19 protein-coding genes are annotated in these 20,466 nt (G+C 68.0%); 11 read left to right on the forward strand and 8 right to left on the reverse strand.

Annotated elements, in window-relative coordinates:
* Positions 1-3: 3 nt before the first annotated feature.
* Together KBZ19_RS03500 and KBZ19_RS03505 are read right to left on the reverse strand one after the other, a co-directional pair.
* Positions 4-726 (reverse strand): ABC transporter ATP-binding protein, encoded by a 723-nt coding sequence (locus KBZ19_RS03500; protein WP_255099772.1) that lies wholly within the window; start codon positions 724-726, stop codon positions 4-6.
* Positions 723-2,375, reverse strand: coding sequence for an NAD(P)H-quinone oxidoreductase subunit N (locus KBZ19_RS03505; RefSeq protein WP_255099773.1), 1,653 nt, complete (start codon positions 2,373-2,375; stop codon positions 723-725). The genes KBZ19_RS03500 and KBZ19_RS03505 overlap by 4 nt, the downstream gene beginning before the upstream one ends.
* A 111-nt stretch (positions 2,376-2,486) precedes the next feature.
* On the opposite strand from KBZ19_RS03505, the gene topA reads away from it, so the two are divergent.
* The 5 genes from topA (at position 2,487) to KBZ19_RS03530 (ending at position 8,911) form a co-directional block, all read left to right on the forward strand.
* The gene (gene topA, locus KBZ19_RS03510; protein WP_255099774.1) at positions 2,487-5,279 is read left to right on the forward strand and encodes a type I DNA topoisomerase; all 2,793 of its coding nucleotides are present in this window, start codon (positions 2,487-2,489) and stop codon (positions 5,277-5,279) included.
* Complete coding sequence (locus KBZ19_RS03515) at positions 5,279-5,899, forward strand: hypothetical protein (protein ID WP_255099775.1); 621 nt, start codon at positions 5,279-5,281, stop codon at positions 5,897-5,899. The genes topA and KBZ19_RS03515 overlap by 1 nt, the downstream gene beginning before the upstream one ends.
* Before the next feature lie 9 nt (positions 5,900-5,908).
* Positions 5,909-6,562: a DUF2232 domain-containing protein gene (locus KBZ19_RS03520; RefSeq protein WP_255099777.1), complete on the forward strand. Its 654-nt coding sequence runs from the start codon at positions 5,909-5,911 to the stop codon at positions 6,560-6,562.
* 90 nt (positions 6,563-6,652) lie between these two features.
* Positions 6,653-7,798, forward strand: coding sequence for a nicotinate mononucleotide-dependent phosphoribosyltransferase CobT (gene cobT, locus KBZ19_RS03525; RefSeq protein WP_255099778.1), 1,146 nt, complete (start codon positions 6,653-6,655; stop codon positions 7,796-7,798).
* Positions 7,799-7,807: 9 nt separating this feature from the next.
* Entirely contained in the window at positions 7,808-8,911 is a 1,104-nt protein-coding gene (locus tag KBZ19_RS03530) for a hypothetical protein (RefSeq protein ID WP_255099779.1), read from the forward strand.
* A gap of 25 nt (positions 8,912-8,936) precedes the next feature.
* Here KBZ19_RS03530 and KBZ19_RS03535 read toward each other — a convergent pair whose 3' ends face one another.
* Both KBZ19_RS03535 and KBZ19_RS03540 read right to left on the reverse strand, forming a co-directional pair.
* Positions 8,937-9,998 (reverse strand): aldo/keto reductase, encoded by a 1,062-nt coding sequence (locus KBZ19_RS03535; protein WP_255100041.1) that lies wholly within the window; start codon positions 9,996-9,998, stop codon positions 8,937-8,939.
* Positions 9,999-10,056: 58 nt separating this feature from the next.
* Positions 10,057-10,674, reverse strand: a complete 618-nt coding sequence (locus KBZ19_RS03540) for a bifunctional nuclease family protein (protein ID WP_094510310.1) — start codon at positions 10,672-10,674, stop codon at positions 10,057-10,059.
* A gap of 54 nt (positions 10,675-10,728) precedes the next feature.
* On the opposite strand from KBZ19_RS03540, the gene KBZ19_RS03545 reads away from it, so the two are divergent.
* Both KBZ19_RS03545 and KBZ19_RS03550 read left to right on the forward strand, forming a co-directional pair.
* Positions 10,729-11,397 carry a riboflavin synthase gene (locus KBZ19_RS03545; protein ID WP_255099780.1) on the forward strand — a complete coding sequence of 223 codons (669 nt, stop codon included), beginning with the start codon at positions 10,729-10,731 and terminating at the stop codon, positions 11,395-11,397.
* Between the two features lie 118 nt (positions 11,398-11,515).
* On the forward strand, positions 11,516-12,196 hold the full coding sequence (locus KBZ19_RS03550) for a DUF308 domain-containing protein (RefSeq protein WP_094510308.1): 681 nt from the start codon (positions 11,516-11,518) through the stop codon (positions 12,194-12,196).
* Between the two features lie 15 nt (positions 12,197-12,211).
* Here the strand turns inward: KBZ19_RS03550 and KBZ19_RS03555 are convergent, their stop codons facing one another.
* From KBZ19_RS03555 to KBZ19_RS03570, 4 genes are all read right to left on the reverse strand, one after another.
* Positions 12,212-12,571, reverse strand: coding sequence for an AbrB family transcriptional regulator (locus KBZ19_RS03555; protein WP_255099782.1), 360 nt, complete (start codon positions 12,569-12,571; stop codon positions 12,212-12,214).
* 109 nt (positions 12,572-12,680) lie between these two features.
* Positions 12,681-13,295 (reverse strand): cytochrome c oxidase subunit 3, encoded by a 615-nt coding sequence (locus KBZ19_RS03560; protein WP_399220083.1) that lies wholly within the window; start codon positions 13,293-13,295, stop codon positions 12,681-12,683.
* 203 nt (positions 13,296-13,498) lie between these two features.
* Positions 13,499-15,169 (reverse strand): cytochrome c oxidase subunit I, encoded by a 1,671-nt coding sequence (gene ctaD, locus KBZ19_RS03565; protein WP_094510305.1) that lies wholly within the window; start codon positions 15,167-15,169, stop codon positions 13,499-13,501.
* A gap of 135 nt (positions 15,170-15,304) precedes the next feature.
* A complete protein-coding gene (locus KBZ19_RS03570) occupies positions 15,305-16,222 on the reverse strand; it encodes a cytochrome c oxidase subunit II (RefSeq protein ID WP_094510304.1) in 918 nt (305 codons plus the stop codon).
* 174 nt (positions 16,223-16,396) lie between these two features.
* On the opposite strand from KBZ19_RS03570, the gene KBZ19_RS03575 reads away from it, so the two are divergent.
* The 4 genes from KBZ19_RS03575 (at position 16,397) to KBZ19_RS03590 (ending at position 20,445) form a co-directional block, all read left to right on the forward strand.
* Positions 16,397-17,356, forward strand: a complete 960-nt coding sequence (locus tag KBZ19_RS03575) for a heme A synthase (RefSeq protein WP_094510303.1) — start codon at positions 16,397-16,399, stop codon at positions 17,354-17,356.
* The gene (locus KBZ19_RS03580) at positions 17,349-18,437 is read left to right on the forward strand and encodes a heme o synthase (protein WP_255099785.1); all 1,089 of its coding nucleotides are present in this window, start codon (positions 17,349-17,351) and stop codon (positions 18,435-18,437) included. The genes KBZ19_RS03575 and KBZ19_RS03580 overlap by 8 nt, the downstream gene beginning before the upstream one ends.
* Before the next feature lie 75 nt (positions 18,438-18,512).
* A complete protein-coding gene (locus KBZ19_RS03585) occupies positions 18,513-19,532 on the forward strand; it encodes an ABC transporter ATP-binding protein (RefSeq protein ID WP_255099786.1) in 1,020 nt (339 codons plus the stop codon).
* 40 nt (positions 19,533-19,572) lie between these two features.
* Positions 19,573-20,445, forward strand: a complete 873-nt coding sequence (locus KBZ19_RS03590; protein WP_255099787.1) for an ABC transporter permease — start codon at positions 19,573-19,575, stop codon at positions 20,443-20,445.
* Positions 20,446-20,466 lie beyond the last annotated feature (21 nt).

Raw genomic sequence — 20,466 nt, forward strand, 5'->3', positions numbered from 1 at the left:
GCGTTAGGCGAAGGCGTCATCCAGGCGGCCATCGCGGAAGTGCACGATGCGATCGGCCCGCGCAGCCACGTCGTCTTCATGGGTGACCATCACCACGGTCATCCCTTCCTGGTGCAGCTGATCAAAGATCTCCAGCACCTCCTGGGTGGTCTGGGAATCCAGCGCCCCTGTGGGTTCGTCGGCCAGCAGCAGGGCCGGCCGGTTGATGATCGCCCGCGCGATCGCCACACGCTGCTGCTGGCCGCCGGAGAGCTGGTTCGGTTTGTTCTGCAGGCGATGGCCGAGCCCGACACGTTCGAGGGCTTCAATGCCCAGGTTCCGGCGCTGCTCGGCGGGGATGCCGGCGTAGATCATCGGCAACATCACGTTGTCGATTGCGCTCATGTGGGCCAGCAGATGAAACTGCTGGAACACGAAACCCAGCTTGCGGTTGCGAAGATCGGCCAGCTCGTCGTCGTCGAGATCCTCCACCGCCGATCCGCTGAGCCGGTAATGGCCAAACGTGGGACGATCAAGGCAGCCGATGATGTTCATCGCCGTGCTTTTGCCTGAACCGGAAGCTCCCATCACGGCGAGATAGTCGCCCTCCATCACCGTGAGGCTGAGTTCATCAAGGGCACGCACCTCGGTGTCGCCTGAGCCGTACACCTTGCTTACGCGATCAAGGACGGCCACAGGCTCATGGGCCCGGGGCCGTAAGAGCTCCGGAGGGGCCGTGAGCGTCATCCCAGCAGGGCAGGCGTGGGAGGAACGGGGGCCACGGCGATGGCGGTGGCTTCACGGGCGGCTGAAGAGGCAATCGACTGCTGCAGCATCGGGGTGCCGGTGACGGCCTCATTCGCCCAGCTGAATAGCGGATTGGAGAGCACACCGCCCACCGCCGTGATCAGCACGCAGGCCACCAGGGCGGTGCGCAGGGTGCCCATGCCAGCCAGATTCCAGGTGATCGCCGGGTAGGCCTTCACCACATCGGAAGCTTCCTGCGGCTCCTTCACCACCATCATCTTGATCACCGAGATGTAGTAGTAGATCGACACCACGGACGTGATCAAGCCAACCACCACCAGCAGATACTGGTGGTCGGCCCAGCCGGCAAAGAACAGATAGATCTTGCCGAAGAAGCCGAGCATCGGCGGGATTCCCCCCAGCGACAGCAGGCAGAGACTGAGACCGAGCGTGATCAGTGGATCTTTCTGATAAAGGCCGGCGTAATCGGAAATGCGGTCGCTGCCGGTGCGCAGCGAGAACAGGATGATGCAGGCGAAGGCGCCCAGGTTCATGAACAGGTAGGCCGCCATGTAGAGCACCATGGCGGCATAGCCGTCTTCGGTGCCGCACACCAGGCCGATCATCACGAAGCCGGCCTGGCCGATCGAGCTGTAGGCCAGCATCCGCTTCATGGTGGTCTGGGCCAGGGCCACCACGTTGCCCAGGGTCATGCTCAGCACCGCCAGCACGGTGAACAGCAGCTTCCACTGCGTGTCGAAGGTGTCGAAGCAGCCCACCAGCAAGCGCAGGGCCAGGGCGAAGCCGGCGGCCTTGGAGCCCACGGAAAGGAACGCCACCACCGGGGTGGGCGACCCCTCGTAGACGTCCGGGGTCCACTGGTGGAAGGGCACCGCAGCGATCTTGAAGGCCACGGTGGCCAGCACGAACACCAGGGCCAATGCCGTAACCGGCGTGGCACTGGTCTGAAGGGCGAGTCCGACAGCGTCAAGGCCGGTGGAGCCGCCAGTGAGGCCGTAGAGGAGGGAGGCGCCGTAGAGAAAGACCGCAGCGGCGGCGGAACCCACCAGCAGATATTTGAGCGCTGCCTCGCCGGAGCGGGCATCCCGCTTCATGTAGCCCGACAGGAGGTAGCTGGACACCGAAAGGGTTTCCAGCGACACGAAGATGCTGACCAGATCGGTGGAGCCGCACAGGAACATGGCGCCGAGCGTGGCCGCCAGCAGGATCGCGGCGTATTCGCCAACCGGGCTGCCAGAACGCTCCACGTAGCGCCAGCTGATCATCAGAGAGAGCAAGGTGGAGGCTGCCACCACGGCGCGGAAAGCCACCGCCAGATCGTCCGCCAGGAACGAGCCAAGGAACGAAGGCTCCAGCGGCGCGTTCCACTGCAGAGCCAGGAGCACCAGAGCCGTGCCCAGGCCGGCGTAACAGATCGGCGGCACCCAGCGGATCGCCGCTTCCTCGCCGGCCAGATCAACCAGCAGGCAGATCAGCAGGGCGATGAGGATGGCAGCCTCGGGCGCAATGGCGCCGGAATTGAGCTGGGCGGCGGTGATTCCCAGGCCGATCGCGGGCGCTGTGGCCAGGGAGGCGACGGCCAGGTGGGGCAGCTCCGTCAGGGCGGGAAGGGCGCCAAACAGATCCATGTCGGCTTCAAACGATCGCCTTGTCGAGCGGACTGTAGCGGCGGCGCCGATCTTTCTCAGGCGGGGCGGGCCGCCGATGCGATAAAGAGGGAACCGGTTCATCGCCTGCCTGTGGCGCACACCCTGGTCATCGTCGAGAGCCCCACCAAGGCCCGCACCATCCGCGCCTTCCTGCCGAAGGAGTTCCGGGTGGAGGCGTCGATGGGGCACGTCCGTGACCTGCCCAACAACGCCAGCGAGATTCCCGCCGCCTACAAGGGCGAGAAGTGGGCGAACCTGGGCGTCAATACCAGCGAGGATTTCGCGCCGCTCTACGTGGTGCCGAAAGACAAAAAGAAGGTGGTGAAGGAGCTGAAGGACGCGCTGAAGGGCGCCGACCAGCTGCTCCTGGCCACGGATGAAGACCGGGAAGGCGAAAGCATCAGCTGGCACCTGCTGGAGCTGCTCAGCCCCAAGGTGCCGGTCAAGCGGATGGTGTTCCACGAGATCACCAAGGACGCCATCCACCGCGCCCTCGACCAGACGCGCGAACTCGACATGGAGTTGGTGCACGCCCAGGAAACGCGACGGATCCTCGACCGGCTGGTGGGCTACACCCTCTCACCGCTGCTGTGGAAAAAAGTGGCCTGGGGGCTTTCTGCCGGCAGGGTGCAATCGGTGGCGGTGCGGCTGCTGGTGCAGCGGGAGCGTGCCCGGCGGGCCTTCCGCAGCGGCAGCTACTGGGACCTCAAGGCCGAGCTGGAGCAGCCGGGCGGCCGGTTCGAAGCCAAGCTCACCCACCTGGCCGGCGAGCGCATCGCCCAGGGCAGCGACTTCGACGAAAGCACCGGGGGGCTCAAGCCCGGCAGCACAGTGAAGCTGCTGGCGGAGAGCGAAGCGCGCGCCCTGCGCGAAAGCGTGCTGGCCCTGCCCTGGCGGGTGGAGCAGGTGGAGGAGAAACCCACGGTGCGCAAGCCCGTGCCGCCCTTCACCACGAGCACCCTGCAGCAGGAAGCCAACCGCAAGCTGCGGCTCTCGGCCCGCGAAACCATGCGCACGGCCCAGGCGCTCTATGAGCGCGGCTTCATCACCTACATGCGCACCGACTCGGTGCACCTCTCCGAGCAGGCGATCAGCGCCGCCCGTGCCTGTGTGGCTGAGAAGTACGGCGACAGCTTCCTAAGCCCCGCCCCGCGGCAGTTCAGCACCAAGAGCCGCAACGCCCAGGAGGCCCACGAGGCGATCCGCCCCTCCGGTGAACGCTTCCGCACCCCCAAGGACACCGGTCTCGACGGCAAGGATCTCGCCCTTTACGAGCTGATCTGGAAACGCACCGTGGCCAGCCAGATGGCCGATGCACGGCTCACGATGCTGGCAGTGGAGATCGTCGCCGGGGACGCCCGCTTCCGGGCCAGCGGCAAGCGCATCGATTTTGCCGGTTTCTTCCGCGCCTATGTGGAGGGCAGCGACGATCCCGACGCGGCGCTGGAGGGGCAGGAACTGCTGCTGCCCGCCCTGGCGGTGGGCGATGCACCGGTCTGCAAGTCAGTGGAGGCACTCGGCCACCAGACCCAGCCGCCGGCCCGCTACAGCGAAGCGGCACTGGTGAAGATGCTGGAGAAGGAAGGAATCGGCAGACCGTCCACCTACGCCAGCATCATCGGCACGATCACCGACCGCGGCTACGCCACCCTCGCCGGCAACGCGCTCACCCCCAGCTTCACCGCCTTCGCGGTGACCGCCTTGCTGGAGGAGCACTTCCCCGACCTGGTGGACACCAGCTTCACCGCGCGGATGGAGAACACACTCGATGAGATTTCCCACGGCAAGGTCCAGTGGCTCCCCTATCTGAACAGCTTCTTCAAGGGGGAGAAGGGGCTCGAAGCCCAGGTGCAGCAGCGCGAGGGCGACATTGACCCCACTGCCTCACGCACGATCGTGATGGAGGGTCTCCCCTGCGTGGTGCGGATCGGGCGCTTCGGCGCCTACCTGGAGTCGAAGCGGGTCGCGGACGACGGCAGCGAGGAGCTGGTGAAGGCCACCCTGCCCCAGGAGATCACCCCGGCCGAGCTCGATGCCGAGCATGCCGAACAGATCCTGCGCCAGAAAACCGAGGGGCCTGAATCACTGGGGGAAGACCCCGAAACCGGCGATGCGATCTACCTGCTGTTCGGCCAGTACGGCCCCTACCTGCAACGGGGGCAGGTGAGCGAGGAGAACCCCAAACCGAAGCGGGCCTCCCTGCCCAAGGGCGTCAAGCCGGAGGATCTCAGCCTCGAGGATGCCCTTGGCCTGCTGCGTTTGCCGCGGCTGCTGGGCGAGCACCCCGATGGTGGGCGGATTCAGGCCGGCCTGGGCCGCTTCGGTCCCTACGTGGTGCACGACAAGGCGAAGGGAGAAAAGGACTACCGCTCGCTCAAGGCAGAAGACGACGTGCTGCTGGTGGGGTTGGCGCGCGCCATCGAGCTGCTGGCCACCCCCAAGCGGGGCCGGGGCGGCCGCACGGCCCTGAAGGACCTGGGCATCCCTGAGGGGGACGAGGAAACCATCCAGGTGTTCGACGGTCCCTACGGCCTCTACGTGAAGCAGGGCAAGGTGAACGCCTCGCTGCCGGAGGGCGCCACGGCGGACACAATCACGATCGAGCAGGCCGTTGAGCTCCTGGCCGCGAAGGCCGCCAGCGGCAAGGCCAAGACCCGCAAGCCCGCCGCCCGCTCCGCTGCCAAGACCACCGGAACCAAGCCAGCTGCCACCAAGACCACCAGCAGCCGCAAGGCCACCGGCACTTCGGCAGCGAGCAGCAGGAGCGGCGCGGCGGAGGCCAAGGCTGCCGGCGGAACCGCCAAAGCCAAGCCGCCGGCCACCACCAAGACCGGACGTCCACGCGCCAGCGCCGTGCGGATCATCAAGGCCGCCTCCGGCTGATGGGCCACTACCCCCGCCGCCCCCTGCTCCTGCTGGCGTCGCTGCTGCTCACACTGGCCGGCTGTGCCGGCACGCCCTTCGGCCAGCAGCTGGCAGCCGGGTTCGATGCTCCGGCGCCACCGGCCGCCACCACATCCCCCGCCTCCGGTGCCGCCCGGCCGGGTGCCTCTTCCGGCACCGCCATTTCCCCCACAGGCTCGAATCCCACCACACCGGCCACGGGCGCGAACGCCACCACCGCGGCCACGGCTTCCCCCGGCACTGCCACGCCGGCCACCGCCGCCCCGGGCGCGACGCCAGGAACACAGTCACTCTCCCCCACGCCGGCGGTCCCTGGCCGCGCCGCAGGGCAGGCAGGCGATGCCGCCCGCAGCCCCACCGGCGGCCCCAGCGCCGGTAACCGAGCCGCTGGGAGACAAGGACAGGCACCGGCCGCCGCTGTGCCCTACAGGATCACTCTGAAGCTGCCCGGCGCCGATCCTTCCGCACCTGCCGAAGCGGTCACCGAGGCACTGCGGGCCGCCGGCCTGCGCTTTGAGGTGGAGACCATCGAGCGGATCCCAACGCCGGAAACCGGCGCGGCAGCGCCGAAGACCACGCCGGCGCCGGCGCCACGCTGAGCCGCCGCCATGCCCCCTTCCCCCCACCGCCTCAGTCGGCGCCAGGCCCTTCAGCTGGTGGAAACCGCCTACATGGCTGCCGCCACCGCCCTGCTCTGGGCAGGCCTCTATTACCTGCCGGTGGGGGGCGCCCTGTTCCGCCTGGCTCTCCCCCTGCCGATCGCCCTGCTGCTGCTCCGCCAGGGCTGGCGCTGCGGCTGGGAAGGGATGGTGGTGGCCTCCCTGCTGCTGGTGGCTTTGATGGGCCCGATCCGCGGGCCGCTGGTGCTCTTCCCCTACGGAGCGCTGGCGCTCTGGCTCGGCTGGGGTTGGCGCAGCAACTGGAGCTGGTGGCTCACCTGGGGCGTGGGGCTGGTGATCGGTGCGGGCGGCTTCCTGGTGCGGGTCACCGTGCTGTCGGTGCTGGTGGGCGAAAACCTGTGGGTGTTGATCACGGCCGCCGCCGCCGGGCTGCTGGAGCGCATCAGCGCCCTGCTGAACCTGGGTGGTGGCCCCGACCTGCTGCAGGTGCAGGCCCTGGCCCTGGGGTTGGTGGTGGTTCAGAACCTGATCTACGTGCTGGCCTTGCACGCGGTGGCCTACTGGATCTTTCCCCGGTTGCAGGCGCCGATCCCCGAACCGCCCGAAGCCCTGCGGGCCCTGGTGGCCCTTGACCCTCTCTGAGCTGGTGGGCGACCCATGCGCGTGCCAGCAGGCCCGGGCTGAGACAGCGGCCTGCAGGCCTGTACTGAGACGCTTACCTGGACGCCCATCGTGCTGCAGCTGACGGGCGACGCCGCTCAGGCCAACCGCTGGGACATACAGATGACCACCTGCTGGCAGGACGCCTTGGTGCTGCTGCTGCTGGCCGGCACCGACACCGCCGCCGTGCCGGGCATCTCCGCAGCCGGCGCCACCCCGGACTCCCGGCGCCGCACGGCCGCCGCCGATGCTGAGCTGCTGCTGCTGGGCCCAGGCACAGCCCGGCCCCATGCCCTGCCCCCCCTGCCGGCGGGCGTCAGTCCGGCGTTGATCTCCCATGTGGTGGTGCAGGGGCTGCAGCTCACGCCCCTGGTGGTCGACCTGGGCTGTCCAGTGGCACCGGCGGTGCCCCACATCCGCCTGGGGCAGCAGCCAGCGCTCTGCCTCAGCAGCGGCCGTGCCATGGGCGAAGAGCGGGTGCGGGCACTGCTGGCGCTGGGGCGCCGCTGGGCGCAGAGCTGGCAGGAGCGTTGGCGGGCGGCTCCGCAGCTCCCGCCGCTGGTGCTGGCCGAATGCGTCCCGGGCGGCACCAGCACCGCCCAGGCGGTGCTCACCGGTCTGGGCGTGGCAGCCGGCGGGCTGGTGAGCGGCAGCCTGCGCAGCCCCGCCCACGACCTCAAGGCTGCTCTGGTGGACCAGGGGCTGCGGGCAGCGGGCCTGGCCGGAGCCGGCGCTGCGGACCTGGATCCCGTAAAGGTGGTGGCGGCGGTGGGGGATCCGATGCAACCGCTGGCGGCGGGGGTGCTGCTGGCGGCAGCCGAAGGGCACTGGCCGGTGCTGCTGGCGGGAGGCAGCCAGATGGCGGCGGTGCTGGCCCTGGCCCTGGCCCTGGCCGATGTGCCGCTGCGGGGCCGGTTGGTGGCGGCAGCGGCCCTGGGCACCACCAGCTGGGTGGCGCGGGAACGCAGCAGCGATCTGGCGCTGCTGCTGCAGCGCGTGGCAGACCGCTGGCAAGTGGCGGCACCGGCCAGCTTCGCCACGGAGCTGTGCTTCAGCAACTGCCGCAGCCCGGCACTGCAGGACTACGAGCGCGGTTATGTCAAGGAGGGGGTGGGCGCCGGCGGCCTGGCGCTGCTGTGGGAGTGGAGCGGCCGCAGCCCCGGCGACCTGGCTGCCGACTGCGACCGGGCCCAGGAGCGCCTGATCGCCTCCCTCTAGGGTCCAACCATGCAGGAACGCCCTCCCCTTCCCGCCCGCTTCAGCCGCCGCCACCTGCTGCAGGCCGGCGTTCTGGTCGGCAGCGGCTGGCTGGCGGGTTGCGCCCGTGGCGCCTCCTCTTCCCCCACCCTCCTGTACAGCCGCGGCCAGCTGCCCGCCGCCTGGGGCAAGCAGCTTCCCTCCCCGTGGCGAGGCAAGGCGCTGGAGGGCCCCGAGGCGATGCTCGCGCAGCACAGCGATGCCGATCTGCTGCAGCTCTCCGATGGCTGGCTGGGCGCCCTGAACGCCGACGCCCTGCAGCCGTTCAGCGCCAGCAGCACCGCTACTGCCCTGTTCGAGCAGCTGGCTCCGTTCAGCGCGGCGGTGCGCGATGGGTTCCGGAATCCTGTGGCGGCGCCCGAAGACTCCGCCGCAGCGGCGCCAGCGGCGCCGATCGCCTATCCGTGGGCCTTCGGCACCTGGGTGCTGGTGCTGCGCAACCGCACCGACCTCAGCCGCCGCAGCGCAGAGGGCTGGAACCTGCTGCTCGATCCGAGCCTGCGCCGTCAGCTCGTGCTTCCCTCCAGCCCCCGCGTCGTGATCGAGCTGGCGCTGCGCACCCTCAGCCCCGGCGCCACTGCCGCCGGCGTTGATCGCCTGGCAGCGGCGGCGTTGCCCGGCCAGCTCAAGCGCCTGAAGGAGCAGGCCCTCGCCTTCGACGAAAAGAACGGCCTGAACCTGCTGCTGAGCGGCGATGCCGAGGCGGCCGTATTGCCCAGCCAGCGGGTGCTGCCGCTGTTGCGCAGCGATGCCAGGCTCACCGCCCTGTTGCCGGCCAGCGGCTCACCGCTCTGGTGGAACCTGCTGCTGCGGCCGCGCCGCAGCCGCGAACCGGCACCGCTGGCCTGGATCGCCCGCGGCATGGAGCGGCCCACCCTCGATCGCCTGCTGGCGGCAGGCTGGGTGCCGCCGGTGAAGCGCCAGCTGCTGCAGGCCGCCCTGGCGTCATGGCCGGAGCACGTGGCGCGCCTGCTCTACCCCGACGATGCCGTGCTCGCGCGTTGCACCAGCCTGCCGCCGCTGAGCAGCAGCGAACGGCAGCGGTATCAGGGCCTCTGGGACGCCGCCGCCTGAGCCGGCAGGCCCACCCCCCTGCCCTTCAGCCCCACAGCCGCCGCCGTGGTGGCGCGGCGAGGAGTTGATGGGTGGCCGCCAGCAGGTCCGGGATCGGCAGGCCGTGGGGGCAGCGGGGCAGGCAGGCGCCGCACTGCTGGCAGGCGGAGGCATCCAGCGCCTCCCACCAGTGACCGGCCCTGCCGATCAGGTTGTAGCGCTCGCTGGCGAAGGGGGTCATGCCATGACCGAGAGCCAGGTTGCGCAGGCGCAGCAGCGCCGGAATCGGCACCCCGCTCGGGCAGGGCAGGCAGGCGCGGCACTGGCCGCAGGCCCCCGCCCCCAGGCGGCGCCGGCCCGCCTCCGCCAGCCGCGCCAGCGCCTGCTTCTCCACTGCGCTGAGCGGCCCATCGGCGCCGGCCAGGGCCACGGCCCAAGCGAGATCCTCCGGCCGGGCGGCGCCGAGGGTGAGCGTGGACACGCCTGCGTCCAGCAGAAAGCGATAGGCGAGCTGCAAGGGCGTGAAGGGCGCGCAATCCTCCACCAGTTCGGGGGGTGGGTCGTACAGCCGCCCCCCCTTGTCGGCGGGGGAGATTGCCATCACGCCAATGCCGGCGGCGAGGGCCTGGCGGGCCAGGGGCAGGCGCTCCTGATCGAACAGATGCAGATGCAGGCTGCAGAAGCCGAAGCGGCCACTGGCCAGGGCCCGCTCGATCAGATCTGTGCTGCCGTGGCTGCTGAACCCCACCTGCCCCACCAGCCCTTCGGCCTGCGCCCAGCGGAGCAGGGCGGCCCCGTCCCCCTGCAGGGCCCACTCGAGATGCTCCGGCCGGTTGAGGCCGTGCACCGCCAGGTTGTCGAGGCGGGCCAGTCCCAGCCGCTGCAGGGAGGACTGCAGCTGGGCCTGGCCGGTGGCCAGATCCACCCCCGGCAACAGCTTGCTGGTGAGCAGCAGCCGCTCCCTCGGGATGGCGAGCTGCCGCAGGGCGGCACCCAGGTGGGCCTCCGCCGGGCCGTAGGCGGGCGCGGTTTCCAGGTGGTTGATGCCCGCCGCCATAGCCGCTTCCACCACAGCGCCCATCTGGGCGGCCGAATCGACCGCGCGCATGGTGCCGAGGGTGAACAGCGAAACGGCCGGGCCCCGTCCGAAGGGGCGGCGGCAGGCTTCAGCCGGGAACACCGTCAGGCCCGCTGGGCTTGGGTCCGCTGCCTGCGGGGCCGGCCGGCCCCATGCCTGGAACGGTCGGAGGGGGGTCGGTGCCACCGCCGCTTTCGCCATAGCCCTCCTGCTGGGCACGGCGCACGTTGCGGATCAGCTCCGCCGGGCTCACCTGATCCAGGAAGCGGCGGAAATCCTCCTGGTCCTCGGCGTCAGCTTCGGCATCCACGGGGATCGAGGCTTCGGCCACCACCTCCTCCAGCATCCAGATGCCGCTGCCGGTGCGCAGTGCCAGGGCGATGGCATCACTGGGCCGGCAATCCAGCTCACTGGGCTCTCCTTCGTTGTCGGTGAGCTTCAACACAGCCCGGAAGGTGTTGTCTTCGATCGTGTGGATGATCACCCGCTCCAGCTGCACGCCTCCCACCGCCATCAGGTTGGCCATCAGGTCATGGCTGAGCGGGCGGGGCGGTTGCTGATCACCCATGCCGGCCAGGATGTTCTGGGCCTGGGATTGGTCGATCCAGATCGGCACCTGACGCCGGCCGTTCGGGTCCCTGAGCAACACGATCGGACTCCGGCTGGCCGCGTCCAGGGCGATCCCGGCCACACACATTTCCACCATGGTTGTGCCACGCACGCCCGATATCCGATTATGGCCAGGCCTGCGAGACCGCGAATGTTCACCGGTCTGGTCCGGGCCGTGGGGCAGCTCAGGCGTCACCCCCGGGGGGTGCTGGTGGAAGGCGTGGAGCACCTGCAGCCCCTGGCCCTCGGCGACAGCATCGCGGTCGATGGGGTGTGCCTGACGATCTCCGAGCTGCACCCCGACGGCCGCAGCTTTCGCGCCGACGTCAGCGACGAGACCCTGAGCCGCAGCACCCTGGCGGCCAAGGCGGCGGTGGGCGCGGCCGTGAATCTGGAGCCGGCCCTGCGGCTGAGCGACCGGCTCGGCGGTCACCTGGTGAGCGGCCATGTGGACGGCCAGGGCGAGGTGGTGGGCGTGGCCCGACAGGGGGAGTCCTGGCGACTGGAGCTGCGCTGGCTGGATCCCAGCTACGGCCGCTATGTCTGCGACAAGGCGAGTGTGGGCATCGATGGCATCAGCCTCACCGTGGCGGGCTGCAGCCCCCAGGGGGAACGCTTCTGGATGGCGGTGATTCCCCACACCTGGGAGGTCACCACCTTGAAGCTTCGGCGGGTGGGGGACCGGGTGAACCTGGAAGCCGACCTGCTCGCCAAGTACACCGAGCGGCTGCTGGCGGCCGGCGCAGCGTCCCCCGCCGCCACGGCTGACCACAGCCCTCAGCTGGAGCGCGACTGGCTGGCGCAGCACGGCTGGGGCTGACTCCGCCACCGCCTTCATCGGGCTCCCCCGCCGCGGCCTGCCCTGGGAACCCGGCCTAGGGTTGAAGAGACCGCGCCGAGGGCGGCGGCTCGGTTCTCCCCGCACGCCCTTGCGAGCCATGGCGCCTCAAGACACAGCCGCTGCTGAAGCGCCTGGGGGCCTGACGCCCCGGTTCGACCCCCGCCGCATCGCCGCGCTGCGCAGCTTCACGCTGGCGGAAGGGGTGCTGATGATCGTGCTGGGGGTGCTGGCGCTGATCTTTCCAGTGGTGGCCTCCTTGTGGGTCACCGCGATCGTGGCGGTGGCCTTCCTGGTGGGGGGAATCGTGAGCTGGATCGACAACCTGGCCCGGTCGCCACACCTGAGCCGCTCGCACACCTTCTGGCGGCTGGTGGTGTCCACCCTGTTCGTGGTGACGGGCGCCTGGATGATCCTGCAGTTCCGCGCCGGTTTTCCCAGTGCCGCCGCCCAGGTGGCGGCCTTTGCGCTGGCGATCGGCGTGGTGTTCGTGATCGAAGGCCTGGTGGCGATCCTGGTGGCACTGGCGCACCGGGCTGCCCGCGGCTGGGGTTGGGGCCTGGCCAATGGGGCCGTCACCCTGCTGCTCGGCGTGCTGATCCTGACGATGAAGTTCTGGAATCAGCTGTCGGTGATCGGTGTGCTGGTGGGAGTGAGCTTCCTGTTCAGCGGCATCGATCTGATCGGCTTCAGCACCAGCTTTCACGCCCAGCCTGCGGATGGCCATCCCGCAGACGGAAAGCCTGCCGATGGCAGGCCTGCAGACGGTCAGGAATCCTGAAGCCAAGCGCCCGGCTCAGGCCGAGGCCTCCTCCTGCAGTGGCAGCAGCCAGATGGAGCCGGTTTCCTGATGGATCTGGATCCTGAATTCCTGCCCTGGGGTGAGCCCCATGCGGCGGGTGTAGGCGTTGCCGATCAGCAGGTTGCCGTTGCCATGCACGCGGGTGCGGAACTCGGCCTGTCGCCCTCTGGCGGCCGCCTGGGCAGCGGAATCACTGGACATTCTGTAGCCCTTCGCATCCACCAGGGCCTTGTAGAAGCTCTTCTTCAGCAAACGCCCGGCAGGGGAGACATAGCCGCAGCCACGGGCGATCTCGTCTTCGGAGCGGCTGCTGAGCGAACGGGCCTTCTCGAGCAGAGCATCGCCAACCAGCATGGGGGGTCTGCCGTTGGAGCTGAGGCTCGGCGTGACTTGATAGTTCAAGATGAACGGGCCTGACAGACAACAATTCTGCCGATTGGATTGGTGATCCGGCAAGGGCCGATTACAGCAGATAGAGAATTCCGAAGAGAATCAACCAGATCACGTCGACGAAATGCCAGTAGAGCTCCGCAGCCGCCAGGCCGAAGTGCTCGCTGGGGGTGAAGCGGCCGGGCTGCCGCGCCTGCCACCAAACAATCATGATCATCAGGGCCCCCAGACACACGTGCAGGCCGTGAAACCCGGTGAGCGCGTAGAAGGTGCTGGCGTAGAGGTTGTCGGTGAGGCCGAAAGGCAGGGAGAAATACTCCACCATCTGCCCGCCGAGAAAGGCGAAGCCCAGGCTCGCCGTCACCAGCAGCCACCAGCGGCAGCGGCCCATACGCTCCTGCTTCAGCTCGGAGGCCGCGCGGTGGAAGGTGAAGCTGCTCAGCACCAGCAGGGCGGTGTTGATCGTGGGCAGGATCAGCTCCAGCTCATACACCGCACCGGCCGGCAGCGGATTGACAGCCCGAAAGGTGAGATAAGCGGCGAAGAAGCCGGCGAAGGTCATGCCATCGGCCAGCAGGAAGGTGGCCAGCCCGAACATGCGGTAATCGCCGTGCCCCTCTTCAAGAACCGGTGCTGCAGCTCCAGCAACGGCCGGCAGCGAATCGGTGCTGGGGGAGAGGATGGTCATCGGGGAAAAGGCGTGGGGGCGGTGGCCTGAACGGATGGGAGGGGAAAAACGGAGATGAGCAGCTGGAGATCAGTGAAGCGGAGGCGGGCTGGGGATCAAAGGCAGCTGGTCGGTGAGGGCTACAGCCACCGGTGACCGGGATGAACGTGAGCCGGAGGATGGCGGGCCGGTCCTGTGCGGCAGAAGCGTGAACTGGTCATCCATCAGCTGCCTGAGGTCCAGAGTTCCCTGCCGGACGCTCCCTTGAGATCAATCTGCCCTTCGGGAACGCCATAGCCGTAGGGGTGGGTGACAAGGGGGGCCGGACCCTTCCAGTTCTCCACCGGCGGCGGCGAGCTGGTGAGCCACTCGGGGGTGAGTGCGTTCCAGGGGTTGTCGCCGGCCACGGGACCACGGAAGGCGCTCCAGATCACGTTGATCAGCAGGGGCAGGGTGCTGATCGCCATCAGCAGAGCCCCCACACTGCTGATCTGATTCACGAGGGTGAACTGGGGGTCGTATTCAGCGACCCGGCGGGGCATGCCGTTCAGGCCCAGCCAGTGCTGGGGCGCAAAACAGAGGTTGAAGCCCACGAAGGTGAGCAGGAAATGCAGCCGGCCCAGATCTTCATTGAGCATGCGGCCAGTGAACTTCGGATACCAGTGGTAAAGAGAGGCAAACACCACGAACACCGTGCCGCCATAGACGATGTAATGGAAGTGGGCCACCACGAAGTAGGTGTCGTGGACGTGGATATCAAAGGGAACCTGGGCCAGGGCCACCCCGGTGATGCCCCCGAACACGAAGTGAACGATGAAGGCACAGGAGAACAGCATGGCGCTGTTGAGGGCGATCTTGCCGCCCCACAGGGTGGCCAGCCAGTTGAAGAATTTGATGCCGGTTGGCACGGCGATGAAGGCCGTGGCGATCGTGAAGAACAGGCGCATCCAGGGCGGTGTTGCACTGGTGAACATGTGGTGAGCCCACACGATCAGCCCAAGAAACACGATGCCGAGGATCGAATACACCATGGTGGTGTAGCCGAACAGGGGCTTGCGGGCATGAACCGGCAGAATCTCACTGACCAGGCCAAAAGCCGGCAGCACCATGATGTAAACGGCCGGGTGTGAATAGAACCAGAAGAGATGCTGGTACACCACCGCATTGCCGCCCAGGGCGGGATTGAAGAAGCCAGTGTGAGCGAGGATGTCGAAGCTGAGGAGCACCAAGGTTCCGGCCAGCACCGGCGTGGCCAGCACCACCAGAAAGCTGGTGCCGAGCATGGCCCAGCAGTACATCGGCAGCTGCATCATCTTCAGGCCTGGCCGGCGCATCTTCAGCACGGTGGCAATGAAGTTGATGCCGCCGAAGATTGAGCTGCCCCCCAGCAACAGCACACTCAGAATCCACACCACCTGCCCGGCTGCCGGAGTGGTGAGGCTCAGGGGTGGATAAGCCGTCCAACCTGATTGGGAGGCGCCGGCAATGAAGTAGCTGGCGATCAGCAGGATGCCCGCGGGGGGGATCAACCAGAAGGCCACCGCGTTGAGCCGAGGGAAGGCCATGTCCCTGGCGCCCACATAAAAGGGGATGAGGTAATTGCCGAAGGCCCCGTTCACGACAGGCACGATCCAGAGGAAGATCATCACCGTGCCGTGCAGGGTGAGCACCTCGTTGTAAGTGTCCCGCTGCAGAAAGTCCGACATCGGACTGACCAGCTCAATGCGGATCATGCCGGCCAAGGCGCCGCCGATGAAATAGAAGAGGAATCCTGTGACCAGGTACTGGAGACCGATCACCTTGTGATCCAGGCTGAAACTCAGATACCGAAGCCAACCCTCGGGCTGGAGGCTCGGCGGAGCTGAGCTGGTGGTGGGCGGCAGGGCCAGGGTCATCGGACGGGGGAGCGCGTGGAGGGGAAGCGGAAGACGGGTGAGCTGAGGGGAAGCCAGAAAGGAGGGGGAGTGAGCGTCAGCAGGGAAAGGGAGGAGCCGTAAGCGTGGGGACGGAACCGGGGTGGCGCCAAGCGCTCAACCGGTCGCTGATGGCCCCGGCACGGCACTGGCCACGGTGGCAGGACGGTTCTGATCCAGCCAGGCGTCGAAGGCATCGGGCTCATGCACCACCACGGTGGAGCGCATGCCGCCGTGATAAGGGCCGCACAACTCGGCGCACACGATCGGATAGCTGCCGGCGCGGGTAGGCGTGAAGGTGAGGATCGTGGGTTGGCCTGGAATCACGTCCTGCTTGAGGCGGAATTCCGGGACCCAGAAGGCATGGATCACATCACGGGCCTCCATGCGTAACTCCACCTGTTGCCCCTCTTTCACATGCAGCTCTCCGCTGATGAAATCACCCTGGGGATAGTGGAATAGAAAGGCGAACTGAAGGGCGGTGACGTCAACGGGCAAGGCGCCGCTGCTGCTGCCGGGCGAACCACCGATGCCGCCCCAGGTGCGAGCCTCCACGCCTTCTGCCGCAGAAGGCAGGTTCGCCGCCATCACCATGCCCGGTGGCATCGGATCGCTGGAGGCAGGCGAGGCGGTTTGCATCGCCATGCCGCTGTGCATGGCGTGGGGGTCGCTGAGAGGAATCATCCCGCCCATGCGGTCATAGATGTCGTAGCTGTAGATGCCCACAAACAGGACCACCACGGCGGGAACGGCCGTCCAGAAGATCTCAAGCTGGAGATTTCCTTCCACCGCGACCCCATCGCCGAGATCGCCGTCCTTGCGGCGAAAACGAATCAAGCTATACAGAAGTAGTCCGAGAATACCGAGGAAAAGTATGGTTCCAATCACGAACAGCACGGTGAAGAGCTGGTCGTAGAGGGGGGCGTTGGAGCTGGCGGCAACCGGCAGCAGGTTGACGTTCTGACCAACCCAGAGGCCAACGAGGACAAGCAGCATCCCCACCACCAGGGTGACGATGGTTGAAGGAATCGGCACGGAGCAAGCCAGGCTTTCACCACCCTATGGGGAGCCGCCACAGGGGCGCTTGGCCAACGTGAGAACAGCGAAACAAACGCAATGAGGCGTCAGGAATTCAACACAGACCCCCACTGTTGCGACTCCACCACACCGGGTCTCGAAGCTTCAGAAGTGATGGCTAACTTGATCGCCATGAGGCGAAGTTTGCTCTTTCTCACTTCTCACCTGGTGGTGGCCCTGGTGGCCCTGGTGGCGATCGGAGGCGCCACCAGGGTGATGGAGGCCGGTTTGGCCTGCCCTGACTGGCCACTTTGTTATGGCAGCTTTCTGCCGGGCGGACGCATGAACCTCCAGGTGTTTCTGGAGTGGTTTCACCGCCTTGATGCCTTTCTGGTGGGGATGGCTCTGCTGGTGCTCGCCGGCTGGAGCGTGTTGCGGCGCCTGGCGCTGCCGGTGTGGCTTCCCTGGGCCAGCGGCGCCGCGCTGCTGCTGGTTGCCGTTCAGGGCCTGCTGGGCGCCCTCACCGTCACCCAGTTGCTTCGATTCGATGTGGTGACGGCCCATCTCGGCACCGCCCTGGTGCTGGTGGCCCTGCTCAGCGGCGTCCACCAGGGCCTGATCCCCCAGCCCTCCTTCCCGGGGGCCAACACCACCACGGTCGGCACAGCCGTCACCCCTCCTGCTCTCCTCTTCGTCCGCGCTGCAGGTGCGGCCACGGCGATGGCCGCTCTGGCGGTGTTTGCTCAGGCGATTTCCGGAGCGCTCATGGCCACCCAGTGGGCCTCAGGCCGTTGCCTCAGCAGCGGCGAAGCCTGCAGCCTCCTGGCCACCCACCGCCAGCTGGCGGCGCCGGTGGCACTGGTGGTGGTGCTTTGCTGCAGCGTCACCCTGCTCACGCCTGCCACCCGCCGGCGCAGCTGGCCCTTTGCCCTCGGTGGGGTTCTGCTTGTCGTTGTGCAGGTGATGCTCGGGGTGCTCACCCTGCGTCTGTCGCTGGCCGTCCCGCTCATCACGGTCGGGCACCAGATCACGGCCGCCCTGCTGCTGGGTCTGCTCACTGCCCTGGCGGTGCGCAACTGGAGCCTGGCCCCAGCCCAGCCTGCGGCGGTCCAACCGCTTCGTTCTTCCACCCTGGAGAGTTGTCATGGTTAGCGCCACCGCAGGGAGCGGCGCCTCCCCCACGCTCCCCCGCAGCGAGGCCGTTCCCTCCCGCGCCAAGGTCAAACTGCCGGCCTGGCTGGAGATCGCCAAGCCGCGGCTGATCCCGCTGCTGCTGGCCACAACCCTCGGCGGCATGGCCCTGTCGGAAGGTTGGCCGCTGCCGGCCCCGCGCCTGGCCTGCACGCTGGGCGGTGGTGCCCTGGCCGCTGCCGCTGCCGGCGTTCTCAATTGCCTCTGGGAGCAGGACCTCGATGGCCGCATGGTCCGGACCAGCGGCCGGGCCCTGCCCTCCGGCCGCCTCTCTCCCGCCACTGCCTTCTCGGTGGCTGTCTCGCTCACGTGCGTGGCGGCCGCCCTGCTGGTGAGCGGCGTGAACTGCCTGGCCGCCGGGCTCTCCCTGCTGGGTCTCTGCAGCTATGTGCTGCTCTATACAGCCCTGCTCAAGCCGCGCACCTCCCAGAACATCGTGATCGGCGGCGTGGCCGGGGCCATCCCTCCCCTGGTGGGCGCCGCGGCCGCCACCGGCCACCTGGGCCTGAGCAGCTGGTGGCTGTTCAGCCTGGTGATGCTCTGGACCCCCGCGCATTTCTGGGCCCTGGCCCTGCTGCTGCGCGAGGACTACCGCTCGGTGGGCATCCCGATGCTGCCGGTGGTCAAGGGCTCCCAGGTCACCGCTGAAGCGATCGTGCACTACGCCCGCGCCACGGTGCTGGTGAGTGCCCTCGGCGTCGTGGCCCTGCCCAGTGGAGGGCTGCTCTATGGCCTGCTGCTGCTGCCCTTCAACAGCCGCCTGTTGCAGATGGGCCGGTCCCTGGCGGCCTCACCCGACGACCCCGTGCGGGCCAAGGGCCTGTTCCGTTGGTCGATCCTTTACTTGTTCGGGATCTGCCTGCTGCTGCTGATCTGCCGGCTACCGGCTGCGGCTGCCTTCTCTCATCAGGCCGGTGACCTGATCGGCTGGGCGACCGGTATGGACGGGCTGCCTGTGTTCAACGGCCTGAGCGGGTTCGCACCCCTGGGATTTCCCCAGCTGAGCGGCTTTCCGCTCCTGAATGTTGTAGGCAGCCGCTGATCCTCACCAGAGCCGCTTGATGGGGCTCCTTTCTAGATTGGTTCTCCTTTCCAACGGGCGCAAGCCTGCTCAGCGGTGCCAGACGCGGTGATTGAGCTGCAGCAACTCACCAAACGCTATGGCCCGGTGGAGGCCCTCCAGTCGCTCGATCTGAGTGTGCCGCGGGGGTGCCTCTACGGCTTGCTCGGTCCGAACGGAGCCGGCAAGACCACCGCCCTGCGCATTCTGTGCACCCTGCTGGCCCCCGACAGCGGCAGGGTGATCGTGGCGGGCCACGACGCGCTCAAGGAACCGCGCCAGGTGCGGGAACTGCTGGGCTACGTGGCCCAGGAGGTGGCGATTGACAAGATCCTCACCGGCCGGGAGCTGCTCCAGCTGCAGGGGGCGCTTTACCACCAGCCCGCCCGCCTGCTCGCTCCTCGCATCGAGGAACTGGTGGAGCGCATGGGCATGGGCGACTGGATCGACCGGCGCTGCGGCTCCTACTCCGGCGGGATGCGTCGACGCCTCGATCTGGCCTGCGGCCTGCTGCACAGCCCCGAGCTGCTCGTGCTCGACGAACCCACGGTGGGCCTTGACATCGAAAGCCGCGCTGCCATCTGGCAGGTGCTGCGTGAGCTGCGTCAGGCCGGCACCACCGTGCTGCTGAGCAGCCACTACCTGGAGGAAGTGGATGCGCTCGCCGATCGTCTCGCCATCATCGACGGCGGCCGCGTGATCGCCGAAGGCAGCCCCAGCTCGCTCAAGGAGGCCCTGGGCGGCGACCGGGTCACCCTGCGCGTGCGTGAATTCAGCGACGAGAACGAAGCCGGCCACGTCAGTGAGCTGCTTCAGGCCTGTCCCGGCGTGCGGCAGGTGGTGGTGAACCGGGCCCAGGGCCACTCGCTGAACCTGGTGGTGGAACACCAGGCCGTGATCGAGCAGTTGCGCCGCCAGCTGGAGGCCGCCGAACTGCCCGTCTTCTCGCTGGCCCAGAGCCAGGCCAGTCTTGATGATGTGTATCTGCAGGCCACCGGCCGCACCCTGATGGACGCAGAGCTGGCGGTCGCCGGCAGCAGGGATGCCAAAGCCGAGCGCAAACAGGCCATGCGCTGACCCGCCACCCCCTCGTCCCACCCTCCGACACCCTTCGGCCATGACCAGCGCCTCCACCCTCCCCACCCAGCCGCCCCTGCCGGCCCTACCGGCGGCCAACCGTTCCGCCCTGGCCGACGTGACGCAGGAAACCCTGGCGCTCACCCGCAGGCTGTTCCTCCAACTGGCCCGACGGCCCACCACGCTGGTGGCCGGCGTGCTGCAGCCGCTCATCTGGCTGGTGCTGTTTGGGGCCCTCTTCGCCAAGGCGCCGGAAGGTCTGCTGCCCGATGGCATGAGCTACGGACGCTTTCTCGGTGCGGGGGTGATCGTGTTCACGGCGTTCAGCGCCGCTCTCAATGCCGGCCTGCCGGTGATGTTCGATCGGGAATTCGGCTTCCTCAACCGGCTGCTGGTGGCACCGCTGCGCTCCCGTAGCTCGATCGTGCTGGCCTCGGTGCTCTACATCACCAGCCTGAGCCTGGTTCAGAGCCTGGCGATCATGGGCACCGCAGCCTTGCTCGGTTATGGCTGGCCCGGCACCGCCGGGCTGGCGCTGGTGCTGGTCACCCTGGTGCTGCTGGTGTTCGCCGTCACGGCCATGAGTCTGGGGCTGGCTTTCGCGCTGCCCGGCCACATCGAGCTGATCGCGGTGATCTTCGTGGCCAACCTGCCCCTGCTGTTCGCCAGCACGGCCCTGGCCCCGATTTCCTTCATGCCCACCTGGCTGGGCTGGCTTGCCGCCCTGAATCCCCTTACCTTCGCGATTGAACCCATTCGTGCGGCCTATGCCGGCCACCCCTCCCTCGGCGACGTGGTGCTGATCGCTCCTTACGGGGAGCTCAACGGTGCCACCTGTCTGGGCGTGCTGGCTCTGCTGGCCATCGGATTGTTCCTTCTGATCCGGCCGCTGCTGGATCGCAAACTCAGCTGAGCCCCGCTGTGACCCCGTCCC

Origin of the sequence: Synechococcus sp. L2F (assembly GCF_024345695.1) — a bacterium.
Classification (GTDB): domain Bacteria; phylum Cyanobacteriota; class Cyanobacteriia; order PCC-6307; family Cyanobiaceae; genus MW101C3.

Bases quoted from the DNA above. Each gene is read 5' to 3' on its own strand.
- KBZ19_RS03515 (WP_255099775.1), top strand. From the start codon at position 5,279: ATGGGCCACTACCCCCGCCGCCCCCTGCTCCTGCTGGCGTCGCTGCTG.
- KBZ19_RS03520 (WP_255099777.1), top strand. From the start codon at position 5,909: ATGCCCCCTTCCCCCCACCGCCTCAGTCGGCGCCAGGCCCTTCAGCTG.
- KBZ19_RS03545 (WP_255099780.1), top strand. From the start codon at position 10,729: ATGTTCACCGGTCTGGTCCGGGCCGTGGGGCAGCTCAGGCGTCACCCC.
- ctaD (WP_094510305.1), bottom strand. From the start codon at position 15,169: ATGACCCTGGCCCTGCCGCCCACCACCAGCTCAGCTCCGCCGAGCCTC.
- KBZ19_RS03505 (WP_255099773.1), bottom strand. From the start codon at position 2,375: ATGGATCTGTTTGGCGCCCTTCCCGCCCTGACGGAGCTGCCCCACCTG.
- KBZ19_RS03575 (WP_094510303.1), top strand. From the start codon at position 16,397: ATGAGGCGAAGTTTGCTCTTTCTCACTTCTCACCTGGTGGTGGCCCTG.
- KBZ19_RS03535 (WP_255100041.1), bottom strand. From the start codon at position 9,998: ATGCGCGCGGTCGATTCGGCCGCCCAGATGGGCGCTGTGGTGGAAGCG.
- KBZ19_RS03500 (WP_255099772.1), bottom strand. From the start codon at position 726: ATGACGCTCACGGCCCCTCCGGAGCTCTTACGGCCCCGGGCCCATGAG.
- KBZ19_RS03540 (WP_094510310.1), bottom strand. From the start codon at position 10,674: ATGGTGGAAATGTGTGTGGCCGGGATCGCCCTGGACGCGGCCAGCCGG.
- KBZ19_RS03555 (WP_255099782.1), bottom strand. From the start codon at position 12,571: ATGCTGGTTGGCGATGCTCTGCTCGAGAAGGCCCGTTCGCTCAGCAGC.
- KBZ19_RS03560 (WP_399220083.1), bottom strand. From the start codon at position 13,295: ATGACCATCCTCTCCCCCAGCACCGATTCGCTGCCGGCCGTTGCTGGA.
- KBZ19_RS03550 (WP_094510308.1), top strand. From the start codon at position 11,516: ATGGCGCCTCAAGACACAGCCGCTGCTGAAGCGCCTGGGGGCCTGACG.
- KBZ19_RS03530 (WP_255099779.1), top strand. From the start codon at position 7,808: ATGCAGGAACGCCCTCCCCTTCCCGCCCGCTTCAGCCGCCGCCACCTG.
- KBZ19_RS03590 (WP_255099787.1), top strand. From the start codon at position 19,573: ATGACCAGCGCCTCCACCCTCCCCACCCAGCCGCCCCTGCCGGCCCTA.
- KBZ19_RS03580 (WP_255099785.1), top strand. From the start codon at position 17,349: ATGGTTAGCGCCACCGCAGGGAGCGGCGCCTCCCCCACGCTCCCCCGC.